The sequence below is a fragment of the Sphaerochaeta halotolerans genome (assembly GCF_003429665.1).
In the GTDB taxonomy this organism is placed as follows: Bacteria; Spirochaetota; Spirochaetia; order Sphaerochaetales; family Sphaerochaetaceae; genus Sphaerochaeta; species Sphaerochaeta halotolerans.
The window spans coordinates 35,870-57,623 of the sequence record NZ_QUWK01000002.1 but is presented as its reverse complement, the minus strand read 5'-3'; the positions used below and the strand labels follow the sequence as shown (position 1 = coordinate 57,623).

Annotated in this window: 21 protein-coding genes; 7 read left to right on the top strand and 14 right to left on the bottom strand. The window is 47.6% G+C overall.

Features of this window, described 5'->3' with window-relative positions:
• Positions 1-38 precede the first annotated feature (38 nt).
• From DYP60_RS01810 to glpK, 14 genes are all read right to left on the bottom strand, one after another.
• Positions 39-563 (bottom strand): FumA C-terminus/TtdB family hydratase beta subunit, encoded by a 525-nt coding sequence (locus tag DYP60_RS01810; RefSeq protein ID WP_202384332.1) that lies wholly within the window; start codon positions 561-563, stop codon positions 39-41.
• A complete protein-coding gene (locus tag DYP60_RS01805; protein ID WP_117329164.1) occupies positions 556-1,422 on the bottom strand; it encodes a fumarate hydratase in 867 nt (288 codons plus the stop codon). Before DYP60_RS01805 ends, DYP60_RS01810 begins: the two co-directional genes overlap by 8 nt.
• The gene (locus DYP60_RS01800) at positions 1,397-1,921 is read right to left on the bottom strand and encodes a VanZ family protein (RefSeq protein ID WP_117329163.1); all 525 of its coding nucleotides are present in this window, start codon (positions 1,919-1,921) and stop codon (positions 1,397-1,399) included. The genes DYP60_RS01805 and DYP60_RS01800 overlap by 26 nt, the downstream gene beginning before the upstream one ends.
• Positions 1,918-2,871: a tRNA modification radical SAM protein MnmL/YtqA gene (gene mnmL, locus DYP60_RS01795; RefSeq protein ID WP_117329162.1), complete on the bottom strand. Its 954-nt coding sequence runs from the start codon at positions 2,869-2,871 to the stop codon at positions 1,918-1,920. The genes DYP60_RS01800 and mnmL overlap by 4 nt, the downstream gene beginning before the upstream one ends.
• The gene (locus DYP60_RS01790) at positions 2,871-5,087 is read right to left on the bottom strand and encodes a patatin-like phospholipase family protein (protein WP_117329161.1); all 2,217 of its coding nucleotides are present in this window, start codon (positions 5,085-5,087) and stop codon (positions 2,871-2,873) included. Before DYP60_RS01790 ends, mnmL begins: the two co-directional genes overlap by 1 nt.
• Positions 5,088-5,090: 3 nt before the next feature.
• The gene (fmt, locus tag DYP60_RS01785; RefSeq protein WP_117329160.1) at positions 5,091-6,035 is read right to left on the bottom strand and encodes a methionyl-tRNA formyltransferase; all 945 of its coding nucleotides are present in this window, start codon (positions 6,033-6,035) and stop codon (positions 5,091-5,093) included.
• Positions 6,032-6,538 carry a peptide deformylase gene (gene def, locus DYP60_RS01780; protein WP_117329159.1) on the bottom strand — a complete coding sequence of 169 codons (507 nt, stop codon included), beginning with the start codon at positions 6,536-6,538 and terminating at the stop codon, positions 6,032-6,034. Before def ends, fmt begins: the two co-directional genes overlap by 4 nt.
• Positions 6,539-6,643: 105 nt before the next feature.
• Positions 6,644-8,608 (bottom strand): replication restart helicase PriA, encoded by a 1,965-nt coding sequence (gene priA, locus DYP60_RS01775; protein WP_117329158.1) that lies wholly within the window; start codon positions 8,606-8,608, stop codon positions 6,644-6,646.
• Complete coding sequence (locus tag DYP60_RS01770; RefSeq protein ID WP_117329157.1) at positions 8,608-9,357, bottom strand: uracil-DNA glycosylase; 750 nt, start codon at positions 9,355-9,357, stop codon at positions 8,608-8,610. The genes priA and DYP60_RS01770 overlap by 1 nt, the downstream gene beginning before the upstream one ends.
• A complete protein-coding gene (gene truA, locus DYP60_RS01765; protein WP_117329156.1) occupies positions 9,350-10,195 on the bottom strand; it encodes a tRNA pseudouridine(38-40) synthase TruA in 846 nt (281 codons plus the stop codon). Before truA ends, DYP60_RS01770 begins: the two co-directional genes overlap by 8 nt.
• The gene (gene acpS / locus DYP60_RS01760) at positions 10,182-10,559 is read right to left on the bottom strand and encodes a holo-ACP synthase (protein ID WP_117329155.1); all 378 of its coding nucleotides are present in this window, start codon (positions 10,557-10,559) and stop codon (positions 10,182-10,184) included. Before acpS ends, truA begins: the two co-directional genes overlap by 14 nt.
• The gene (locus DYP60_RS01755) at positions 10,559-10,963 is read right to left on the bottom strand and encodes a YbbR-like domain-containing protein (protein ID WP_117329154.1); all 405 of its coding nucleotides are present in this window, start codon (positions 10,961-10,963) and stop codon (positions 10,559-10,561) included. Before DYP60_RS01755 ends, acpS begins: the two co-directional genes overlap by 1 nt.
• Positions 10,950-11,777: a diadenylate cyclase CdaA gene (cdaA, locus tag DYP60_RS01750; RefSeq protein WP_237446187.1), complete on the bottom strand. Its 828-nt coding sequence runs from the start codon at positions 11,775-11,777 to the stop codon at positions 10,950-10,952. Before cdaA ends, DYP60_RS01755 begins: the two co-directional genes overlap by 14 nt.
• Before the next feature lie 3 nt (positions 11,778-11,780).
• Complete coding sequence (gene glpK, locus DYP60_RS01745) at positions 11,781-13,289, bottom strand: glycerol kinase GlpK (protein ID WP_240622809.1); 1,509 nt, start codon at positions 13,287-13,289, stop codon at positions 11,781-11,783.
• 431 nt (positions 13,290-13,720) lie between these two features.
• On the opposite strand from glpK, the gene DYP60_RS01740 reads away from it, so the two are divergent.
• The 7 genes from DYP60_RS01740 to DYP60_RS01710 all read left to right on the top strand — a co-directional run bounded on the left by DYP60_RS01740 (position 13,721) and on the right by DYP60_RS01710 (position 21,720).
• Positions 13,721-13,927, top strand: a complete 207-nt coding sequence (locus tag DYP60_RS01740) for a hypothetical protein (RefSeq protein ID WP_117329152.1) — start codon at positions 13,721-13,723, stop codon at positions 13,925-13,927.
• A gap of 324 nt (positions 13,928-14,251) precedes the next feature.
• Positions 14,252-15,625 (top strand): ABC transporter substrate-binding protein, encoded by a 1,374-nt coding sequence (locus DYP60_RS01735; protein WP_117329151.1) that lies wholly within the window; start codon positions 14,252-14,254, stop codon positions 15,623-15,625.
• A 72-nt stretch (positions 15,626-15,697) separates the two neighbouring features.
• The gene (locus DYP60_RS01730; protein WP_117329150.1) at positions 15,698-16,600 is read left to right on the top strand and encodes a carbohydrate ABC transporter permease; all 903 of its coding nucleotides are present in this window, start codon (positions 15,698-15,700) and stop codon (positions 16,598-16,600) included.
• On the top strand, positions 16,594-17,556 hold the full coding sequence (locus DYP60_RS01725) for a carbohydrate ABC transporter permease (protein WP_117329149.1): 963 nt from the start codon (positions 16,594-16,596) through the stop codon (positions 17,554-17,556). The genes DYP60_RS01730 and DYP60_RS01725 overlap by 7 nt, the downstream gene beginning before the upstream one ends.
• Positions 17,553-18,953 (top strand): glycosyltransferase family 4 protein, encoded by a 1,401-nt coding sequence (locus DYP60_RS01720; RefSeq protein ID WP_117329148.1) that lies wholly within the window; start codon positions 17,553-17,555, stop codon positions 18,951-18,953. Before DYP60_RS01725 ends, DYP60_RS01720 begins: the two co-directional genes overlap by 4 nt.
• The gene (locus DYP60_RS01715) at positions 18,947-19,972 is read left to right on the top strand and encodes a LacI family DNA-binding transcriptional regulator (protein ID WP_117329147.1); all 1,026 of its coding nucleotides are present in this window, start codon (positions 18,947-18,949) and stop codon (positions 19,970-19,972) included. The genes DYP60_RS01720 and DYP60_RS01715 overlap by 7 nt, the downstream gene beginning before the upstream one ends.
• 5 nt (positions 19,973-19,977) lie before the next feature.
• Positions 19,978-21,720, top strand: coding sequence for an alpha-amylase family glycosyl hydrolase (locus DYP60_RS01710; RefSeq protein WP_165849465.1), 1,743 nt, complete (start codon positions 19,978-19,980; stop codon positions 21,718-21,720).
• The last annotated feature ends 34 nt before the right edge of the window (positions 21,721-21,754 follow it).

The window sequence follows — 21,754 nt, the reverse complement described above, 5'->3', positions numbered from 1 at the left end:
TGACTGTAAACGTCCAGTGAAAAGTGCTGAAAAGTAGCCTATCGAGTAAAAACACTGCCCAACTGTGAATCAATTGCCACGATTACCGGGAATCGCTCCACCTCAAGACGGAGCAAAGCCTCTGGTCCTAGATCTGAAAAAGCCACTGTTGTGACAGCTCTTACGGTGGAAGCATAGAGTGCCCCACACCCTCCAAAGGCTTGTAAATACACTGCTTTGTTTCTTTCGATTGCCAAAGCCACCTCATCAGAACGAGGTCCCTTACCGATCATGACCTTGAGCCCCTGGTCAAGCAACAGAGGGCTGAAGGGATCCATCCTTGCACTGGTTGTGGGACCACAAGAACCAATCAGCTTGCCCTCTGGGGCCGGGCTCGGCCCCATATAATAGATAGTCTCACCTTCCAGGGAGATGGGAAGGGGTTTTCCCTGCTGCAGAAGGTCAAAAAGCCGTTTATGGACCTGGTCTCGACCTACATAAAGGGGGCCCGTCAAAAAGACTTGGTCATATGCCTTCAGGCTCGCAATATCCTCTTTACTCATGGGCAAAGCCAATTCACGCATCATCACCCTCCCAGACAATGGTTGCCTTTCGGTCGGCCCAGCAGTTGATTGACACTGCCAAAGGGAGTCCTGCAATATGGGTACTCTCATAGGCGATGGCTACATGGAGGGCTGTAATCATACCGCCAAGTCCTCCGCTGCCAATGCCAAGCCTTTGCAAGCGTGCGAGAATTTTTTCCTCCAATTCGGCATAGCGCTTTTCAGGGTGGGTAACCCGAACATCGCGGAGCAATGCACGTTTGCTCAAGTAGGCTGCCCGGTCCATTGAACCACCGAGGCCAACCCCCACAAAGATGGGAGGGCAAGGCTTGCCACCTGATTCGGATACGATCTCTTCCACTGCATTGATGATTGCCTCTTCTCCCCCAGTGGGATTGAGCATCCTAACCGAACTGCAGTTCTCACTACCAAAACCCTTGAGTAGTATCTGTATGGTCAAACCTCTCCCCTCCACGAGATTCCACCAGATTACTGGAGGGAGATTATCCTGTGTGTTGATCCGTTCGTATACAGGCTCAATCACGACAGAACGTCGAAAATGGGCTTTCTTGACAGCATCTGCACACCCCTCAAGAATCTCAGTCTCTATTTCAGCAAGAGCGAGTGGACATGCTTTACCTACATCCACAAAAACCAGGAACATACCTGTATCCTGGCACATGGGAAGTGATTGTGCCTTTGCCTGCGCAAGATTGTCCAGTATAGCGTTGAGTACAGCCAGACTGGCCTGGCTGCCACGTGAGGCCTCAGCTGCCGCTGATTCGATTGCATGGGCTTCCCGAATTTTCTCCAGAACTCCCTCATCAAGTTCAACTACTGCCTTCTGCAGTTCCTCACTGATTCGCTTTGAGAGTTTCATTCACTTCATCCTCCCAATTAGGGTCATACAGCCAAGGCCTGGTGACAAAGTAACTACCTACAGCTTTCAGCACCAACAGAGCGATAGCAAGCCCCACCACCAATCCCATGAAATCTGCAGCCAAATCCAGCCATTCCCGGCTTCTCTCAAATATCGGCTGAATCAGCTCAATCACGAGACCAAGCAGTGTACCAATTACCAGGGAGGCGATGACGGCACTACCGGACCAGGAGCTGAGGTGGAGTGTTGAATGGGGGACAGTTCCCTGCCTACGGGACTTCCCCGATCCAGGAATCTGCAGGAATGCAAAAAACAAGGAGAACCCAAGCGCAGCGTAAGCTGCCATATGGTCTCCCTTATCTGCAAAGGGAATCCAAGAAATTTCAAGGTATGATTCCTTTGGCATAAAGGATAAGACAAGGATAAAAACCACCACAATTGTGGAAAGGACGATTCCTGTCACTCGAACAATCATCTGTAAGGGAATTCTCTCTCTCATACCAAATCTCCTTGTACCCAGCCTCTCTCTTCCATCGTGCTTTTCAACTGCTGGAGAAATTGATGCTTGTCGGGGAAAGCACGAGGAGCGACAAGTCGATATTCGGGAGTTTCACATACCATGCGCTCTATGACAATAGAAGGATTCAAATGCCTCAAGAACCATATGCTCTGCTCAACATGCCTCCTGAAGGAAGCAGTGCTTACCTCACCCATTTCATACCAATCCTGCAGCCGGGTGCTCTGACAAATATGCAGATTATGGATTTTCACCGCTTCACTACCCACCACATTTACAATGGCAGCAGTTTGGACAATATCCCTGCGGTTTTCTCCGGGTAAACCGAGTATCACATGGGTACAAACACCAATATCGGCCAAATGTAACGAATTTGCTGCAGAAATATAGGAAGACACATCATGGTTCCTCCCAACAAAAGCCAAAGTCTCGTCATTGCCACTTTGCAAGCCCAGTTCAACCCAAACCTTTTTGACCTTATTCTGGTAGCTCTGCAACAAGGTGATTATCTCATCAGTAATGCAGTCAGGGCGGGTTGAGACAATCAACTCGACAAAGGGACCTTCCTCCAAAACTTGGTTGTAGAGCATGGTAAGATGTTCCAAAGTATCATAGGTATTGGTATAAGCCTGGAAATAAAGCGAGTACTGTTCGGCTCGGTATCTTCGCTTTAAAAAGCGTTTCCCATGCTCTATCTGCATCTTGATCTGACTGATTCGCTCTTCAATACTGGCCTGAGAGATTCCAACAAGCCTGTCCTGGGGGTTCTGGTACGCCGCAATGGTGCCGGTACCATCACAGAAAGCGCACCCCCCACTACCGTCACTGTTACGATTTGGACAGGAGAACTGACCATCCACCCCAATACGGTACAATCGTCCTTGATACTCCTCATGGAGATACGTGGCATACGATCTGTAGACCTCACTCATCAATACACTCCCAAGGAGAAAGAAACCTCTCCTTGGAGGCTGGCACCTAACGATACAACCACTTCCCCTATCGGGGTATCGAGACCAACCATGAGAGCCAGTCCCATATCCCAGAGACTGGAACTGAAATAGGCATCATCCACAGGAGGTAATCCACTATAGGGATCATACGTATCATACACTGCTCCATGCAATGAGAGTTTCCCAAACGTTGGATACCCAAGCAGTTCTGCAAGTCGGTGTTGCCAATCCACCCCCAGGTAGGTGATATCGCGACGGAGGAAGAGCGGTCCATAGCTGACCATATGATCTATTCCTCCCAGGTTTGCGTAGCTATTGATGAAAGGAAATGGTTCCCTCATCAAGGATAGATGGGCTGCATAGCTTATGCTGTCGCGGTATGAGAGCTCAAAGGATTGTTTCCATCCCAAGCGAAGAGTGTGGACCAAGCCTTGTTGATAGCCAAGACGCCCCAATGCTTCGAGACGAAACCCCGAAGTTGCAAAACGGGACTCTAGATTTCCATAGGAAAAAGTACCTTCTCCCACCGGGTATGCATAGAACTGCTTGGAGTAGGTAGTATCATTCACGGAAACAAGCAGATAGCTCCCCTGCAGGGTAGCTCTTCCGTACTTGCCGAACTTGAAGCGTAAGCTGGCATCCCCATCAAACATATGATCCAAAGGAGCACTTCGTCCCACATTGATTATCGCTGAAAGTGGTGTCAACGCTCCCGTTGCATAGCTGGCTTGCACCACTGCTTCGATAGTCCCTTTGCCCCCACTGAGCAGAGGATAGGAAAAGCCAAGAGTCATCCCTGAACGCTGGCCGAGCGTAGCATTAACGGAGAACGTGGAAGCCTGCTTCTTGCCCAATCCACCAATGGACGCATCAAGATATGCATCAGCACGATACCAGACAAATCCTGAGGGCAAGGCAGTCGAAAAGCCTGTATCAGCAGTAAACCCCATGTTGATGCTTCTATCCCTTCTCCCGAAGCTCCGAGCGTAGATGATCAGTTTCCCTTCGTTTGCCATTTCATAGCTGAGCGTAGTCAGATCATATGCGTTCTTGATTTCACGAAGTTTGAGATTTAACTCCCTTGCAGTTTGCGCATCAAGTACCCTACCAAGGAAATCAGAGAATAGAGAAGATTCAGGAATGATTGAACCGGGTTTCAACGAGATGTCTCGCACCTCTATTTGTAGAATTTTTGGGGAAGAAAGAAGGGAATAGGGGCCAACCCGTTTTTCGTCCATCACCGTGAGGGGACGAACCAAAGAGAGGGTATCCACAAGTTCATTGAATGATTCCTCCTGCTCATGCACGGCATCCCACCCAGCCTCGATAATCTCCTGATGTGCTGAGAAATCCAAGGTAAACGTACCTTTCAGCTCAGGCAGCACCAGTACATCAGCCGAGGGATGCTGGGCAGTAGCCTTTTCCTGGGTGAGCAGTACTATTGTCTGCATTGCCATTGCAGAGAGGCTCTCCAAGTCACCAACATCCTGTACTCCCTTGGCATTTACATCACTTGCTATGACGTACTCTGCACCAAGGCTGCGGGCAAGATTGATGGGAAGATTGTCCACAACACCTCCATCCACAGCAAGGGTGCCATCTCCTTGCGGATAGGGAGTAAACACGATTGGGATGGAGATACTGCTCCGGATTGCGGTAACCAGGGACCCCTGACTATGGACAATACGCTCTCCTGTAACTGCATTTGCAGACACACAGTAGAACGGGATGGGAAGTTCTGAGAAATCTATGGAATTGGGATATTTTGCAAACAAAAAGCCGAGAAGCTCCAGGATCCGTTGGTCTCCAATCAAGGCAGGGGCATTTCCCAAACCTTGTTCACCGAAACCCAAAGAGAAAACTTGGTTGTTTTGGTAGGAGAATACTTCACTCTCCCGCTCAATCTCCTCAAGAGGAGGAGAGGAGAACAAGCCAGCCATATCATACGTTTCCAATAGATTACGGATTTCCATTGGTGTGTATCCTGCACTGTAGAGTCCCCCGACCAAAGCTCCCATACTGGTACCAACAACCATATCGATGGGTATCCCTTGTGCTTCTACGGCTTCAAGTACTGCAATATGGGCCAAGCCTCGGGCTCCTCCACCCGAGAGGACAAGGGCAACCTTCCCTGTGGTAGCCGACAGCGGTAGAGCCAAGAGCACAAGGAGTGACAACACCACAAAACGTTTCATAATTCACCTCAGTTTGGATCCTAAGAAATTCTGATTACCATTGAGAAAGGACTGCCAATCCATCTCCTTGCGTTTTTCAAGTTGCAGACGTGTTACCCAAAGCAATCCTTCAGAAGTGGTAATGGCAATTCCTTTTTTCTTCTGCTTGGCCACCACGGTCCCTACAGGGACATGAACATCGGAGGGATCTTCTCCTGCTTCATCTAGAGTACCATGGACTCCGGTTATCAAGAGCGTCTGGCCCTGGTAGGTTGTCCTTGCCTTGGGCCAAGGCATCATAGCCCTGATCTGAGCATGCAATGCCTTTGCTGGATTTGAGAAATCCAACTCGGCCATTTCCGGGGTTATCAATTTCGTGTAGGTTGCTTCGCCGCTCTGGGGAGAGAAGACAGCAGTACCATCCTCCAATCTCCTGAGTGCCCTCACAGCAAGGTCAGCAGCTCGCTCTGCTACAAACAACGAGAGACTCCCCGTGGTCTCATCACCATTAAGTGGAAATTGCTCGGCAAGCAACAAGTCTCCGCTATCCATCGCTGAAGCAATCCTCTGGATGCTGATGCCGCTCTCACTGGCTTGGGAGAGTATTGCCCCCTGTATGGGACTTGGTCCACGGAGCAAGGGAAGCAAAGAGGGATGAATATTCAGTTGTTCAAATGGAAAAAGGCTGAGGAATTTTGGACCAAACAACCTACCATAGGCAAAACAGACAAGGGTGTCGCAAGTATACTTGCTGACGGTCTCCCGTGCCTCACGCCCAAGATGGTCAAACTGCAACACAGGAAGCCCCAATTCCTCGGCTGCTACCTTTATCGGTGGGGAAACAAGGGCATTGCCTCTTGCACCCCGCTTGTCGGTACTGGTAAGTACTGCAGCGATTTCATAGTGCTGTGACAATGCCTGTAATGAGGGAACTGCAATTTCGGCAGTACCGGCAAAGAGAATCCTCACCGCATTTTTCTCCTCTGGGATTTGTTTCGTTTTTCGTAGGCTTGTATCATTTTCTCACGTTCCTCATCATTCAGCCGATCGATGAACAAGACCCCGTTGAGATGGTCATTCTCGTGTTGGATGGCTCGGGCAAGCAACCCATCAGCCTTGACCTGGAATACCTTCCCTTCCACATCCTGTGCCTGTACAGTCACCCGGGAAGGACGCTGTACATCATGCCAGACTCCGGGGACGGAAAGACAACCTTCTTCGTCAGTCGAAGTCTCAATAGAGGTCTCAATAATCTGCGGGTTGATATAGGCACGTTTTTCACCACCTCGGATATGAATGACGAATAGACGCTGGGTCACCCCAACCTGGGGAGCTGCAAGTCCCACTCCATCGGCTTCATCCATTGTTTCGAACATTGCATCCACCAAAATCTTCAACGCATTATCAAATTTGGTTACTTTCTGGCACTTCTCTTGTAGTACCTCTTCTCCAAGTGTATATATATCTAACATAATATCAAACTATACCAACACCCTTTGCAATGGTCAACGTTATCACGAATATGTCCGAGGACAAGAGATTCCAATAGTTATTGTATACTGTCTATGAATAAATCTCTAGATGAGTTGCAAAGGATCGAGGTCTACCTCCAGATAGACTCCCCGAGCAGGAGTGTAATCAGAAAGTGCCTTGGCAACCAAGTGATGGGCAAGGGATGCTTGTACCCCAGAAACCAATAGGTGGTAACGCCAGTTAGAAGCTATTTTCTCCAGGGGGCACTCGCTGGAACATAACACCTCTGCTCCCCCATTGACGGTGAGCTGTTCAATATGGGCGGAAAATTTCTGTACCTCTTGCTCCACCTTTTGCTGATTACGGCCTCTAAACACCAGGTTGATCAAGCGACTATAGGGAGGGAATCCTGTTTGTTTTCGGATCTCAAGCTCCTGGGAATAAAACCCCTGGACATCAGAGCGTAGTGCATATTGGATTGCAGGATTCTCCGGGTGATAGGTCTGGATAATGACCCGTCCTTGATCATTATATCTTCCGGCTCTGCCGGAAACCTGAACCAAGAGACTGAAGGTCCTCTCCTGTGCACGGAAGTCAGGTATGTTCAACCCACTATCAGCAAGTACAATGCCCACCAACTCTACGAGGGGGAAATTGAGCCCTTTTGCCACCATCTGGGTCCCAAGGAGAATGTCAATTTCTCCATCTCTGAATGCCTTGATCACCTTCCCCACCTGTCCTTTTTTTTTGGCACTGTCAGTATCCAAGCGTGCAATACGGGCAGAGGGGAAAAGACGACGAACTTCTTCCTCCACCATCTCCGTACCAAATCCACTGTAATTGACATCGAGGGAATTGCACTCAGGACAGACCCTCATCGGCTTTGTACGATACCCACAGTAGTGGCAGACCATCTGTTCCGTCCCTTTATGATAGGTGAGGGCAACTGCACAATGAGGACATCGCAACTCATATCCGCAACTATTGCAGTGGAAGAAATAGGAGAACCCACGTCTATTCAGGAACAGGATGGCCTGCTTCTTCTTGTTCAGTGTCTCCTTGATCCTCTCTTGCAAGGTCTTGCTGATCAGATTTTTCTCATAGGAAAGATTCACCACTTCAATGACAGGCATGGTACCGCCACTGACCCGGTTTCGTAAATGGAGTGAACCTACCTCCTTGTTCTCTTGCATCAATGCCCAAGCTTCCAACGAAGGTGTTGCACTCCCCATGACAAGGGTAGCCCCTTCGCTCTGGCAGCGTCTCTGGGCTACTTGCCGGGCGTGATACCGTGGAGTGTTGCCGCTCTTGTAGCTGTTTTCATGTTCTTCGTCCAAAATAATCAGACCAAGATTGGGGAATGGGGCAAACACGGCACTTCGTGCCCCTATGGCAAGGTCTACCTCGCCAGCGATGATACGCTTCCACTCCTTGAGTCGTTGACTGGGTGTCAGTGCAGAGTGCAGGATTGCCACCCTCTGGGAAAAACGGTTGGTGACTTGCCGTGCCAGCTGGTGCGTAAGGGTAATCTCAGGCACCAGATAGATGACCGTCTTGCCCTCCCTGATGATTGCTTCAGCGGCACGAAGGAATACCTCACTCTTTCCACTCCCGGTAATACCATAGAGGTAGTACATCGGTTTTTCCCGCTTCAGGATGGTATCGATGGCATGTTGTTGTTCATCACTGAGTCTCTCAACCCGCCCAAAGAGAAGATCCTCCTCACTCTCCAATGCAGGAATACTGCTGTCTCTCCTGCCGCCTGGAATCATCATGCTTAACGCTTCTCCCCTGCTGCATAGGTAAAAACGGCTCATCCACTCGGCTAATGCAATGGTTTGTGTATTGTAGAGAGGGGTATCATCGATGACCCGCTTGATTTCCTTGATCGTATAGGTTGCTTCCACCTCATCCAGGGTCTCAACTACATAGCCGGTCATCTCCCTTCGTGCAAACGGGACGACGACCCGGTGCCCTATACGAGCCTTCTCTTCCATACCGTCGGGAATCTGGTAGGTGAAAGACCGGTCGATAGGGAGATCAAGCAACACCTCAACAAATTTGGGCATCACGACCTCCTGGGAAGCTGGATATTCAGATATGCTGCCACTTTCTTGAGGTCTTCCCAAACGGGTCTCCGATACTCAGGATTGCGTAACACTCCTGCAGGATGATAGGTAACCAGCACGGGGATTCCTTCATAGCGATGGAACCGGCCACGTAATTTGCCCACTCCTTCTGGAACATCCAACAGGGAGCGAGCCGCGACAGAGCCGGCAAGCAGGATTATCTCTGGCTTGATAAGCTGGACCTGGCGCTTGAGATAGCCTATGCAGGCTTGTACTTCATCTGGATGAGGATTGCGATTCTCCGGGGGACGGCATTTGACTATGTTGGCGATGTAGACATTGGTGGTACGGTCCATGGAGATGGAAGAGAGCCAGCTATCCAGATACTTCCCGGCCCGCCCTACAAAGGCGCGGCCACAAGCATCTTCCTCAGCACCCGGGCCTTCTCCGATAACCATCAGGCGAGCAGGTACCACACCCTCCCCGAAGACAGTATGAGTACGTCCTTCAGAGAGTCTGCACTTGGTGCACCGACTGACCAAGGCCTCAAGTTGTTTGAGATTTGTACCTTGTATGGAATCCTTGTCAACAGGAAGCGGAAGTACGGTATCAACCACAGAGGAAAAATCCACATGCTCACTATAGGTTACATCCTTGCCGGTGATTACCGCTTCAGCTTCGTCACATAGAGCGAGGAAATCCATCAGAGCGGAAGCCAACTGTTCTCGTCTCTCTTCACGTTCACTCATCATGCTTCTCCTCAAACCAAGCGTACTCGTTTTCATCATAGCTGATCTTGTACAGGTACAGCCCACATGCCTGTGCGGTTCGCCCCACCTTGTGCCGGTCCTTACTGGCAAGGATGGATGAAAATTCCTGCACCGGCATACCTATCTCGGCAAAATCCATCATCGAGCCGACCAAGGAACGTACCATCTTGTACAAAAAGGCATTTCCACAGATGGTATAGGTCAACAGCTGCTTACCCCACCTGTCTGTTTCCATCCGCCAGTAGGATTCATAGATATCACGCCATCTACTGGAAGAGACATCGCCGCTGGCGGTAAAGGTTGTGAAGTCATGGGTTCCCTGAATACAGGAAGCGTACCCATTGAGCAACTCAAGGGCGGGAAATCGTTTCACCTTCGCCACCAGACTCTGGTCGAAGGCTGTCATATCCTGTTCCCTTTTGAAGTAGTAACGATACATTCGTGCCATTGCGGTATAACGGGCATGAAAGGTGTTACCAGTTTCACTACTTTCCAATATTCTGATATCTGGTGGCAGCAAACGATTCAAAGCAAGGGCAAACTTTTCTGCTTTGACTTTCTGGTTCCGGATATCCATGTGACAGACTTGCCCAAGGGCATGCACCCCGCTGTCTGTTCTTCCACTTCCCACAATTTCCACTTCTTCCCCAATCATGGCCTTTACCGTCTCTTCCAGTACCTGGACAACGGTAAGGGCATTGTACTGCCGCTGCCAGCCACTGTAATGGGCTCCATGATACGAAACGGTCATGCGAATACGCCGAATGGAAGGATCGAGCTGTTGCAAGGGAGGTCGTCTCCAATCAGATCGTGGCATCACCAGCTCCTACAAGTACTACCATTGCAATGGCAACGGGGTCGTCATGGCTGATGGAGAGCATTGCAGTTCTCTTCCCTACCAATTCCTGGGCTCTTCCTTTACAGTGAAGTTCCGGCTTCCCGGAGGCAGCCCGTTCAACCCAGATATCCTGCAATGAGAGGTGGGCGAGGCCGATTCCTAGGGCTTTCCCCAACGCTTCCTTTGCCGCAAATCTTCCAGCAAGGAACTCAGCTTGGACTTCCTTTGCCATTGTCTTCGCCTCATCAAGCTCCCTGGGATGGAAAATCCTGGATTTCACATGATCTGAGAGACGTTCCATTCGTTGAATATTCACCACATCAACGCCAATACCACTGACCATCAGCGCGCACTCCCTTCTTTGAAGAGAATTCGATAATATTGGGGATTTGCCTGCAGAGCAATTCCTGCACTCTCAAAAACGTCCTCCTCGTACCTGAGAACCACGGGTGCTGTGGCAATTCCAGCCTTCTCAACTGAAGAAAAATCCAGACTGGCTTTGATGGATTCGGGATTGATGAGGTAGATAATATCCTCATTGCCTTGAATGCTTACCTCAATTGAGGATGGAACCAAGCTCTCTGCTTCCAAGGAGGTGGGTAGGTGCACCTCTATGGGGATGGAAACCACCCTATCCCCCATGGTGGAAAACTGGATGAAGGCATACACCAATATAGCAAGCACCAAGGACAATACCTTGGCAGGCCAGTTGTAGGTCACCGATTGCAGATAATTATTCAGCTTCATCGCTACCAGGCTCCTGTAACAAATCCTCTGGGGTTATATCATGATAACTGAAGAGGGCCAACAACATACGTTTGATCGTACCAGGATCCAGGTCATAGTAGAGGTTGGCATTATACGTCATACTGATTGCCCCGGTCTCCTCACTGACTATCAGGACAACCGCATCAGATTCTTCTGCCAGACCAAGAGCGGCTCGGTGACGCGTACCGAAACTCTTTTTGATATCAGTTTGCTCGCTGAGGGGAAGATAGCACCCTGCGGCCAAGATTCTTCCACCCTGTACAACCATCGCCCCATCATGCAACGGGGTGTCATGGTCGAACACGGTAAGGATCAAACTGGTGGACAGGTCGGCATTCAGCCTCGTCCCACTGTCAATAATGTTCTTGATTCCCAAGCGACGGGGGAACACGACCAAAGCTCCCCTTCGCTTGTTCACCAACACATTGCATGCGTTGAGAATTGAGTCAATCTGGTCACTGCTGGTGGTTTGGGTTCCTATGCGGAACAATCGACTTCGACCACTCCAAAGCTGGGTGAAAGAACGTCTGAGCTCGGGTTGGTAGACGATGCAGATAAAAATAGTCGCTGGAATGGATATATAGCTGAAGAACCAGAGCAATACATCCAACTTGAGAATATAACTCACTGCATAGAAAGAGAACATCACAACCAAGACCTTCACCAACTGCTGGGCCTTGGTCTGGGCTATGGTAATATAAAATCGATAGAACAACCATGCAAGGAAACCGACCTGCAACGCAGGACGGAACAATGAAAGTATGGATTGCAATGCATCGCCAACCAACAACAACTGCTACTCCTTATCCTCGCACTCCCAATCCAGGGTACGGTTCACCGCTTTTTTCCAGAATTGAATCTTCTGCTCACGTTCTTCCTCGCTCATGTTCGCTTCCCAACGCTTGCCTTCTTTCCAGTATGCAGATAGTTCATCAAAATCCTTCCAAACCCCAACAGACAACCCTGCTGCATATGCAGCTCCGAGAGCCGTGGTCTCCACAATCAAGGGTCTAATAACAGGGACACCCAACAAATCGGCCTGGAATTCCATCAGCGGTGTGCTGTTGGTCATTCCTCCATCGACTTTCAAACTAGGCATCACAATATGACTGTCCCCTTCCATGGCCTTATAGATATCATGGACCTGGAATGCAGTTGCTTCCAGAATAGCCCTGCACAGATGTGCCCTATTGACGTACCCGGTCAAACCGGCAATAACGCCACGGGCATCCGACCGCCAGTAGGGAGCAAACAAACCACTGAATGCTGGAACGATGTATACTCCGCCGCAGTCTGGCACACTGCAGGCCAGCTTGTCCAGTTCCTGGGGACTTTTCACCAACTTAAGGTTGTCGCGAGCCCATTGAACCAACGACCCCGCTACAGCAATGGAGCCTTCCAGGGCATATACAGGCCGTTGGCCTCCTATTTGATAGGCAACCGTCGTAAGCAGTCCATGGGTACTCTTGATCAGTTTCTCTCCAGTATTCACCAGCAGAAAGCCACCGGTACCATAGGTGCTTTTTCCCATCCCCTCCGTGAAACACGCCTGCCCAAAGAGGGCAGCCTGCTGGTCTCCTAGAATTCCGCAAACAGGAACCTCCGCTCTTAGCGGTCCACTGGGAGTGGTTGTACCATAGATCATTCCACTGGAAGGAACGATAGTGGGAAGTGCATGCTTGGGTATATCGAACAGTTCGAGTAGTTCGTCATCCCATGTGCAGGATTCGATATTCATCAAGAGGTAGCGGCTGGCATTCGATACATCGGTCACAATTGCTTTACCACCGGTTAGATTCCAGGTCAACCACGTATCCATTGTCCCAAAAACAGCATCCCCTTTCTCTGCGGCATCACGCAACCCTTCAACGTTTTCCAACAACCAAGCTATCTTTGAAGCAGCAAAGTAGGGACTGAAGATCAATCCGCTCCGATCCTGGAGATAGCTCGCTTCGACCTCCTCCTTGAGGCGATCAATCAGCTCTGATCCTCTGAGGTCCTGCCAGACTATGGCATTGTGCCAGACTTTTCCTGTCTTGGGATTCCATGCAACGACTGTCTCCCTTTGGTTGGTGATCCCTATGCCTTCTATATCGCTTCCTTTTAGATTAATCTCTTTGAGCGCCTTGCTGATGCATTCACAACTGTTGTCCCAGATTTCCCAGGGATCATGCTCTACCCAACCGGGTTTGACGAAGTTCTGTTCATGCTCCAACTGATACGAGGAGACAATGCTTCCCCTCTGATCAAAAATGATAAAACGGGTACTCGTAGTCCCTTGGTCCAATGCTCCAATGTAACGCACACCGCACCTCCTTACCAAAGCAGTATAGCCGTTCCGCCTGCTTTTTAAAAGCATTGTTTGTCAGTTAAGAATGAAGGGAGACAAGAAAGTCTCACAGGTGTCTGCTGCGATGGGTTACTACAACGCAACCGTAACGAGTACATTATAGGGGCCAAGCACGGCATACCCATTTCACCTGGAAACAGAGGATTCGGGTGCAGCATAATTACAAAGGGACCAACGGATAAAAGAAGTCGAGCATCTGAAGAACAACATGGGCACCGTGTGGAATATAACAAGCATGATGCCGAGGAGAAGAGACCGAAACAGGGGGTAAGACTGTGTCTTGGTTGAATTGGTGACCCAGTTGGACGTGCATCAGTGAGAAGACCCTGCTTACAGCGGCAAGCGTATCTCCACCAGGCCCAGAGTCGTATGGAACCCAGAATTGCTTGTTTCCCCTTACAGAACACAAGACCCGTTTCAAGATTACCACAGGACAGGAGTACCAAAGCCTTCAGGAAGATTGGTTTTACTTTAGTACAACACCCAAAGGGAAAAGGCTTGATGCAGCACAGAAGGAGCCCGATATGCTTGCAAGGCAACTTGAACCGGTGCTCTATTTCGCCATTGGTTCAGGAGCTTTGCACGCGGGATAAAGGAAAACCACAATGGCATCATCAGACAGTATGCACCATATAGGATTGGCTCAACTCCTTTCCCCGCAATATTCTCAAGGGCATGACCACAAGGATGGCGCCCCAAGCAAAGCTCGGACATAAGCTTTGCTTTCCTAGGATACTGGAGGTACATTACGTGAAAAAGAAAAAGCGTGCAATCTTCTTTAAAAAAGACCCCAAAATTTTTAGTTGCAAAAAATTCTTGACATCCAAAACGTTTTGGAATAGTGTATATCCATACCCAAAACGTTTTGGATTGATATTTTTGGGAGTAAGTGGATCTATACAATAAAGGAGATTTGTATGAAAAAAGCATTCTTGATACTTCTTGTTCTGGCCCTCCTGAGCACAGGGACACTGTTTGCTCAATCAAAGAGTGAGGTCAGGAAAGAAAAACCTGTGGAGATTGAATTTTGGACTACCGAGACACAGTCTGACCGGATGGCAACCATTCAAGTGTTGATTGATACATTCACAGCTTTGAATCCAAACATCAGCATCAATCTGATTCCTGTTAATGAGGACGACCTTGTAACGCAAGCACAGACTGCAAAAGCAACAGGCTCGCTTCCTGCTCTCTTTGAAGGACCAGCAGAAACTGCGGTCTCGTTCGGTGCACAAAACATGCTAGATATTTCGAGTGCAACTGAAATCATACAGGAGATTGGCGTTGATCGTTTTTATAGCGGTCCTCTAAAAGTACTTGAGACCAGCGCAAAGAATCAGTACTATGCGCTTCCCTATCATGGTTGGATCCAGGGTATCTGGTATCGCAGTGACTGGTTCAAGAGAGAAGGACTAAAGGCACCAACAACATGGGATGATGTACTTGTTGCAGCAAAACGGTTCTACAAACCCGAGATAAACCAATATGGAATCTTGGTAGGAACGCTACCTGAGTCCTACACAGAACAATGTTTCACTCCTATTGCCATGTCCAACGGTGCAGCTCTATTCAACGCTGATGGTGAACTGATTTTCAACTCCCCTGAAATGCGTGAAGCAGTGGAATTCTATGCAGAGTTGGCAAAATATAATCCACCAGGACCGCAAACATGGCGTGCTCGTGACTATTACCTGCAAGGAAAGATGGCAATGTTTTTCTACTCTACCTACATCATGGACGACTTAGCTGTCCAAGAGGCTGCTGCAGGTTCTCTAACCAGCGAGTATTTCACCGAACTGAAAGGATCAAGCTTTGACCCTGACCTTGTGAATAAGACAGAAGTAGCTTCCATGGTAAAAAAGAAGGTTCCTGCAGGATATGGCACCGTTGTTTCCTTTGGGCTATTCAATCAAAGCACACCAGAACAAACAGCTGCAGCAAAGGAATTCCTTCGTTATCTCTATACTCCGAATGCTTATATTACTTTCTTACATATGGCTCCCGGTGGTATGAACCCCATGCTGAAGGGAATTGCAACCGATGAACGCTTCCAGAATGATCCTCAAGGATTGTTCAAGCGATATGGTACGCAGAAAATGGCTGATATCATTGACGGTTTGGAAAATGTGCAAACCTTTAGCATCGTAGAAGGCAAACGCATTGAAGCTGCCAGTGAGATAACTGCAAAAATGATTATTCCTCAAATGCTTTACAAAATCACCCAAGAAAAAATGCCCATCGATTCGGCGATGAATTGGGCTGAAGAGGAAATGAGGAAGGTCCTTCAATAATGGCCCTATCCGAGGGGGGGGAGGAGATTACCCCCCCCTCTTGAAAAACCCAAAACATTTTAGAGGTATACAATGCAAACAAGTCCAAGAGCATCTACAAAAGTGAAGGCCCTAAAAACCCGAGCACAACAAGAACAACGCCTGGGATGGTTATTAGTTCTTCCATCGGTAGTAATCATCCTTAGCCTCATTCTGTATCCTATCATCTACAATATGTTTCTCAGCTTGTTTACCTTCGACTATTCAGGGCAGCGTTCTTTTGTAGGATTTGGGAATTACGCAAAAGTCCTTGCAGACCCAGAATTCAGAACAGCTCTGGGTACAACCATATTGTATGTAGTCCTGACAACTCTTGGAACAACGGTACTGGGAGTAGTGGTGGCATTAGCCTTGAACAAAGAATTTCCACTACGGGGACTTGTACGTAGCATCGTACTCCTTCCCTATGTGGCTCCAGTCATATCAGTGGTATTTGCCTGGCAGTTTGTTTTTGATCCCGTAAATGGTATATTCATGGACATCTTTCACTCAAAACTAGGCATCTTCGCTGAGAGGGTCAATATTGTAGGAGACCCCAATACCGCAGTATGGGCAGCGATTGTCTTCAGCATATGGAAAAACTTTCCATTTATCTATCTTATGGTTCTTTCTCGCTTGCAAGCAGTTGACAAAACACTCTATGAAGCAGCTGATGTTGATGGTGCTTCTTCCTGGCAACAATTCAAGGCGATAACCATGCCCGAAATCTATTATGTGGTAAGTGCGCTGATTCTTCTTAGGGTAATCTGGAATTTCAACAAATTCGATGAGGTGTATCTCTTGTCCAGTAATGTGAGAGTACTCTCTGTATATACCTATCTCAAGGCATTTACCGGAAGTATGGACTTTGGACAAGGAGCAACACTCGCAGTTTTGCAATTCTTTATCCTAATCGGCTTTATCCTTTTCTATGTCAAGAAGGTACTCAAATGGTAAAAAAACGAAATATTGTAAAAAGCACACTGTTCTTCCTCTTGATCATGGCAATCCTGTTTTTCTGCCTCTTCCCATTCGCTCAGATGCTGTCCTTATCGCTGAAATACTCCTGGGATTGGGGGAACCCTTCATGGATCCCTTCCAAGGTGAATCTAGAAGCCTACAAGGAATTGCTGAACATCGGGGGGTCGCTCAAGGATGTACCTGAGTCGGTTCGGCTACTGCTTAGCGAATCACCGGACCTCACTGAAACGCAAAAAGAGGCAATCCTTTCCAAATATCAAAGCACAGGGGACGTTTTCCCCTTCCTCAAATATTTTGCCAACTCTCTCATGGTTGCGTTCCTGGCATCATTAATATCCGTATGCCTCTCAATACTGGGAGCCTACTCGTTTAGCCGACTCGTATTCCGAGGACGGTCCGTTGTACAACGGGGCGTGTTGTTTGTGTATATGTTTGGGGGAGTCCTCTTGCTTATTCCTCTCTACCGCATATTTGCAGCATCAGGACTACTCGACACTCCAGCAGGCACCGTTGTAAGTTTGATTATTATCTATGTGGTACAAACCCTCCCTGTCTCCCTGTATATGCTGGGCAACTATTTCCGAACCATTCCCTATTCTATAGAAGAGGCTGCAATGATTGAAGGCCTCGGTAGATTCGGTATTATCATACGTATCATAATTCCGTTGTCCATTTCTGCCATCGTTACTGTATTCATCTACTGCTTCATGATTGCCTGGAACGAATATATGTTTGCATCAATTTTCCTGAAAAGCTACAAAGGCCTCTACACACTACCCATCGGATTAAAAACCCTCTTTGTATCAAAGAATGCTATTTGGGATAGAATAATGGCTGCATCAATGCTTACAGCTATCCCGGTAATGATTCTATTCATGTCCATCCAGAAAAATCTTACAGGAGGACTTGCTGCAGGTGGTGTAAAAGAATGATTAAAAATCGGCATGCATCTCTTTCGATTGGAATGATACACTTCAAGACAGGTGATACAGATGGCGTCTCCCTGGAAATGGACAAGTGGCGTGATGTGTTTCTTTCAGAAGGACACACTGTACATTACTGTTGCGGACAACCGCCGATGCAAGATAATCAGTGCACCGTCCTTCCCTCTCTTTCCTATTTCCGGGAGGAGGCACGTGCATTGAATAGAGGAACATTCGATAATCTCGAGGATTTCGGCAGTGAATCGGCCTATGAAAAAACCATGGAAAATGAGGTACTGACACTAACCAAAGAGCTGCTTTCTTGGATTGATTCCGTCACATTGGATGTCTTGATTGTGGAGAACATTTGGTCAGTGGGATTGCACCCAGCAGCCGCCATTGCGTTGGAGAACGTCATACACGAACGCAGGCTTCATGTGCTTGCTCATCATCATGACTTCTATTGGGAGCGAGTGACCCCTATTAGACTTACCTGTAACTCTGCTATGCGGATAGCTGACCAATACCTTCCTCCCCATGGCGGACAGTATGCACATGTGGTCATCAACTCAAAGGCCCAAAAGGCTCTTGCAGAACGCAAAGGTATCAACTCCAACATCATCCCCAATGTCTTTGATTTCAGCAAAGGCCCATGGGAAATAGATACATACAACAGTGATTTCCGAGAAGCTTTCGGTATCAATGAGCATGATGTGCTCCTGTTGCAAGCTACCAGAGTGGTAAAGCGCAAGGGGATTGAGCTTGCTATTGATTTTGCCCAGATACTGACAAAAAAACTGGAAGCATATAATGGAAAAGCTCTTTATAATGGAAAGATTTTTTCAGAAGCAAGCAAGGTTGTCCTGGTACTTGCCGGTAGCATTGAAAATGATGCGGGAGCGTACCTCGCACAACTAAAAGAAAGAGCTCGTAGCCAACATGTCAATTTGCTTTGGATAGGGGAACATATCGAACATACACGTACAAAAAAGGAAGAAGCCAAAATATACAGTCTGTGGGATGCTTATGCGCATGCGGATATGGTGACGTACCCTTCCTATTGGGAAGGCTGGGGTAATCAGCTGCTGGAAGCAGTGGTGGCAAAACTCCCCATAGTCTTGTTTCCCTATGAAATATACAATAGCGACATTAAAAAATCAGGATTCTCAATGATTGAGCTTGGGGATAGAGAGAGCCTTTCTTGGGATACCCAAGGGCTTGCTCAGCTTCCTTCCGTTCAGATAGAACAAGCGGCTATTGCTGCCTGTACCGTCCTTTTCGACAGACATGCACGATTGGATATGGTAGAATCAAACTTCAAGATAGGTCAGGAATCGTTTTCCTTGGAAACCCTCAGTACGCTTCTTAAACCCTATGTAACAACTTGGAGCAACACACTATGGTAACATTGAAAGATATTGCTGAGCGCTTACATATATCAATAACCACCGTATCCCGTGCACTCGCGGGATATTCTGATGTAAGTCCTGAAACTATTCGCTTGGTACGGAATACTGCAACCGAAATGGGGTACGTACCCAACAGTATCGCCCAACGGCTACAGAAGAAGGTAACTGACACCATCGGCGTCGTTGTTCCCTATTCTGCCAAAGGCTACGGAGAGCCATTCTTCAGTGAATTGCTTGCGGGCATTGGTAAAGAAGCCTCAGAGCAGGGATTAGATTTGCTTGTTGCCTACGCAAAAAGAGAGAAGGAACTTTCATTCTACAAGAAACTGATAGACGGGCGAAGGGTAGATGGATTTGTCATAAGCAGGACATTATGCCACGATGAAAGGATTGATTACCTGTCATCCATTGACTTCCCCTTTGCTTCTTTTGGCATGGTTGAAAACAAACAAGACTTTCCGTTTGTTGAAGAAGACAGTGATTACGCAATGGCTTGCGTGGTAGATCATCTTGCTGGGAAAGGACATACAAGGATTGCTTGTATTGCACCGCCTCTTTCGGTCATGTTCTCTGCTGTTCGCTTACGGGCTGTAAGGAAACATATGGAACTCATCGGGTTATCACTTCCTGATGAGATGGTATGCATCGGTAGTTTTGACCAGAAAGATGGGTATGTACAGGCACACAAACTGCTTGATCTTCCTCATCCTCCGACTGCTATCATTTGCTTCAATGACAGTATTGCATTCGGGGCAATTAATGCAGGAAAAGAGCGAGGTCTTTCCATTGGGACTGATCTTGCCATTACCGGATTTGACGATGTACCCATGGCAGAGCTGTACAGGCCCCCTCTCACAACTGTCCGGCAACCTATCGCAGATATCGGTTCCCTGGTTACTAAACTACTTATCAAGGCTATACAGGAGAAGCATCCAACGTATAGGGCAAAAGCTGATGGCATAGAAAAAATGCAAATTATCCTATGCCCGACACTTATTATCAGAGAGTCATCATGAGTAACATGAATTTGCAGAATTTGGTCATCACCCATTTGACTGAGATATATGGAAAGAGGGAAGCAGAACACTATCGTGATGCATTCATATCATTATTGGAAAAATATCGAGGAGAACTTCAGCAGAAACTCCCAAAACCAGAGATACCACTGGAACAACATACCTCCATTCTTATAACGTATGCAGATTCCCTCGTAGCCGAACCAAACTGCCCAACGCTCCCTCTCCTGCGAGCATTTCTGCATGAGTATATCGGCTCAACCATTTCAACGGTACATCTGCTTCCATTCTACCCTTCCAGTTCAGATGATGGTTTTTCCGTTATTGACCCTGTCGAAGTAGATCCCGTCTTTGGAAGCTGGGAGGATATCCACGCTCTTCAGAAAGACTATCAACTTATGTTTGATTTTGTGGCAAATCACCTCTCACGTGAGAATACTTGGATCCAAGCATCCTTGAAGGATACTGCTCCGTATAAAGACTTCATCATCGAATTGCAGGGCGAGGAGGATATCAGTTCTGTATTCAGGCCACGTGCGTTGCCATTGCTGACCAAGATTGGAGAAAAACTGGTTTGGACCACATTCAGCAGTGACCAGGTAGATGTCAACTATCACAATCCCAAAGTCCTCCTCATGATGACAGAAATCCTGCTCATATACCTGGTACACGGTGCATCGGTAGTCCGCCTTGATGCCGTTGCTTTTCTTTGGAAGGAGTTGGGTACACGGTGCATCCACCATCCGAAGACTCATGCAATCATACAGTTTTTTTCGCAGATTCTTTCTTCTCTTTCACCCGATAGTCTTTTGATTACTGAGACCAATGTACCCCATAAAGAAAACATCTCCTACTTTGGAAATGGACACAATGAAGCCGCAATGGTTTATAATTTTTCACTACCCCCTCTTGTGTTCCATACATTCCTCTCGCAGGATGCTACTGCTCTATCCTCATGGGCGAAAACACTTCTGCTCCCTTCAAGCGAAGTAACATTTTTCAACTTCCTTGCCTCCCATGATGGCATCGGATTGATGCCGGTACAGGATCTTCTTTCAAAAGCTGAAATTGAGGCGATGGCTCAGCATACGCAAAAGGAAGGAGGTTTCATCTCAAGAAGAAATGAAAACGATGGTTCGACTAGCCCGTATGAACTGAATATCAACTACTTTTCTGCCCTCTCAAACATTATTGAGGATGAACCTGAGTCTCTTGCCATAAAACGATTCATTGCTGCTTCTGCAATAATGATCTTCTTCAAGGGAGTTCCAGGTATCTATATCCATAGCTTGATTGGCTCAAAGAATTGGACTGATGCACCATCGCTCTCGTTGAATCCAAGAAAGATTAATCGTGAAAAAATTGAAATACAATCTTTGAGAAATGAACTTTCGGACCCTCATAGCAGACGCTCTGTCATTTTAAAAAGTATGCTTGCACTCTTGGAAATCAGGAAACATGAAGCAGCGTTATCTCCACTTGCCGACCAAAAAATTATAGATACAAACAATCCAGGATGTTTTGCATTCCTTCGTACCGCAAGAAAAAAGAGAGAAAACAACAAACCCTTGGAAGAGATTTTAATTGCAGTCAATATCAGTGCTGTTCCACAAAGCATCCCACTTCATTGGTATGAAACCTCAAAAGAAAAAGAATATATGGATCTGATCACCAATAGGACAAACGCCGTATCAGAATATATACAGCTTGATCCATATCAGGTGATGGTATTACTGCGTAAGAATTAGTTGGATATGAATTTGTTGCATGCATTTGTGTTCA

Excerpts from the sequence above, each read along its gene's own strand:
- priA (WP_117329158.1), bottom strand. The coding sequence starts at position 8,608 with ATGCCCAAATTTGTTGAGGTGTTGCTTGATCTCCCTATCGACCGGTCT.
- acpS (WP_117329155.1), bottom strand. The coding sequence starts at position 10,559 with ATGGTCAGTGGTATTGGCGTTGATGTGGTGAATATTCAACGAATGGAA.
- DYP60_RS01725 (WP_117329149.1), top strand. The coding sequence starts at position 16,594 with ATGGTAAAAAAACGAAATATTGTAAAAAGCACACTGTTCTTCCTCTTG.
- truA (WP_117329156.1), bottom strand. The coding sequence starts at position 10,195 with ATGCCACGATCTGATTGGAGACGACCTCCCTTGCAACAGCTCGATCCT.
- DYP60_RS01735 (WP_117329151.1), top strand. The coding sequence starts at position 14,252 with ATGAAAAAAGCATTCTTGATACTTCTTGTTCTGGCCCTCCTGAGCACA.
- DYP60_RS01715 (WP_117329147.1), top strand. The coding sequence starts at position 18,947 with ATGGTAACATTGAAAGATATTGCTGAGCGCTTACATATATCAATAACC.
- DYP60_RS01710 (WP_165849465.1), top strand. The coding sequence starts at position 19,978 with ATGAATTTGCAGAATTTGGTCATCACCCATTTGACTGAGATATATGGA.
- DYP60_RS01790 (WP_117329161.1), bottom strand. The coding sequence starts at position 5,087 with ATGAAACGTTTTGTGGTGTTGTCACTCCTTGTGCTCTTGGCTCTACCG.
- DYP60_RS01770 (WP_117329157.1), bottom strand. The coding sequence starts at position 9,357 with ATGAGTGAACGTGAAGAGAGACGAGAACAGTTGGCTTCCGCTCTGATG.
- DYP60_RS01730 (WP_117329150.1), top strand. The coding sequence starts at position 15,698 with ATGCAAACAAGTCCAAGAGCATCTACAAAAGTGAAGGCCCTAAAAACC.
- DYP60_RS01755 (WP_117329154.1), bottom strand. The coding sequence starts at position 10,963 with ATGAAGCTGAATAATTATCTGCAATCGGTGACCTACAACTGGCCTGCC.
- def (WP_117329159.1), bottom strand. The coding sequence starts at position 6,538 with ATGTTAGATATATATACACTTGGAGAAGAGGTACTACAAGAGAAGTGC.
- DYP60_RS01720 (WP_117329148.1), top strand. The coding sequence starts at position 17,553 with ATGATTAAAAATCGGCATGCATCTCTTTCGATTGGAATGATACACTTC.
- mnmL (WP_117329162.1), bottom strand. The coding sequence starts at position 2,871 with ATGAGTGAGGTCTACAGATCGTATGCCACGTATCTCCATGAGGAGTAT.
- DYP60_RS01810 (WP_202384332.1), bottom strand. The coding sequence starts at position 563 with ATGCGTGAATTGGCTTTGCCCATGAGTAAAGAGGATATTGCGAGCCTG.
- DYP60_RS01805 (WP_117329164.1), bottom strand. The coding sequence starts at position 1,422 with ATGAAACTCTCAAAGCGAATCAGTGAGGAACTGCAGAAGGCAGTAGTT.
- DYP60_RS01800 (WP_117329163.1), bottom strand. The coding sequence starts at position 1,921 with ATGAGAGAGAGAATTCCCTTACAGATGATTGTTCGAGTGACAGGAATC.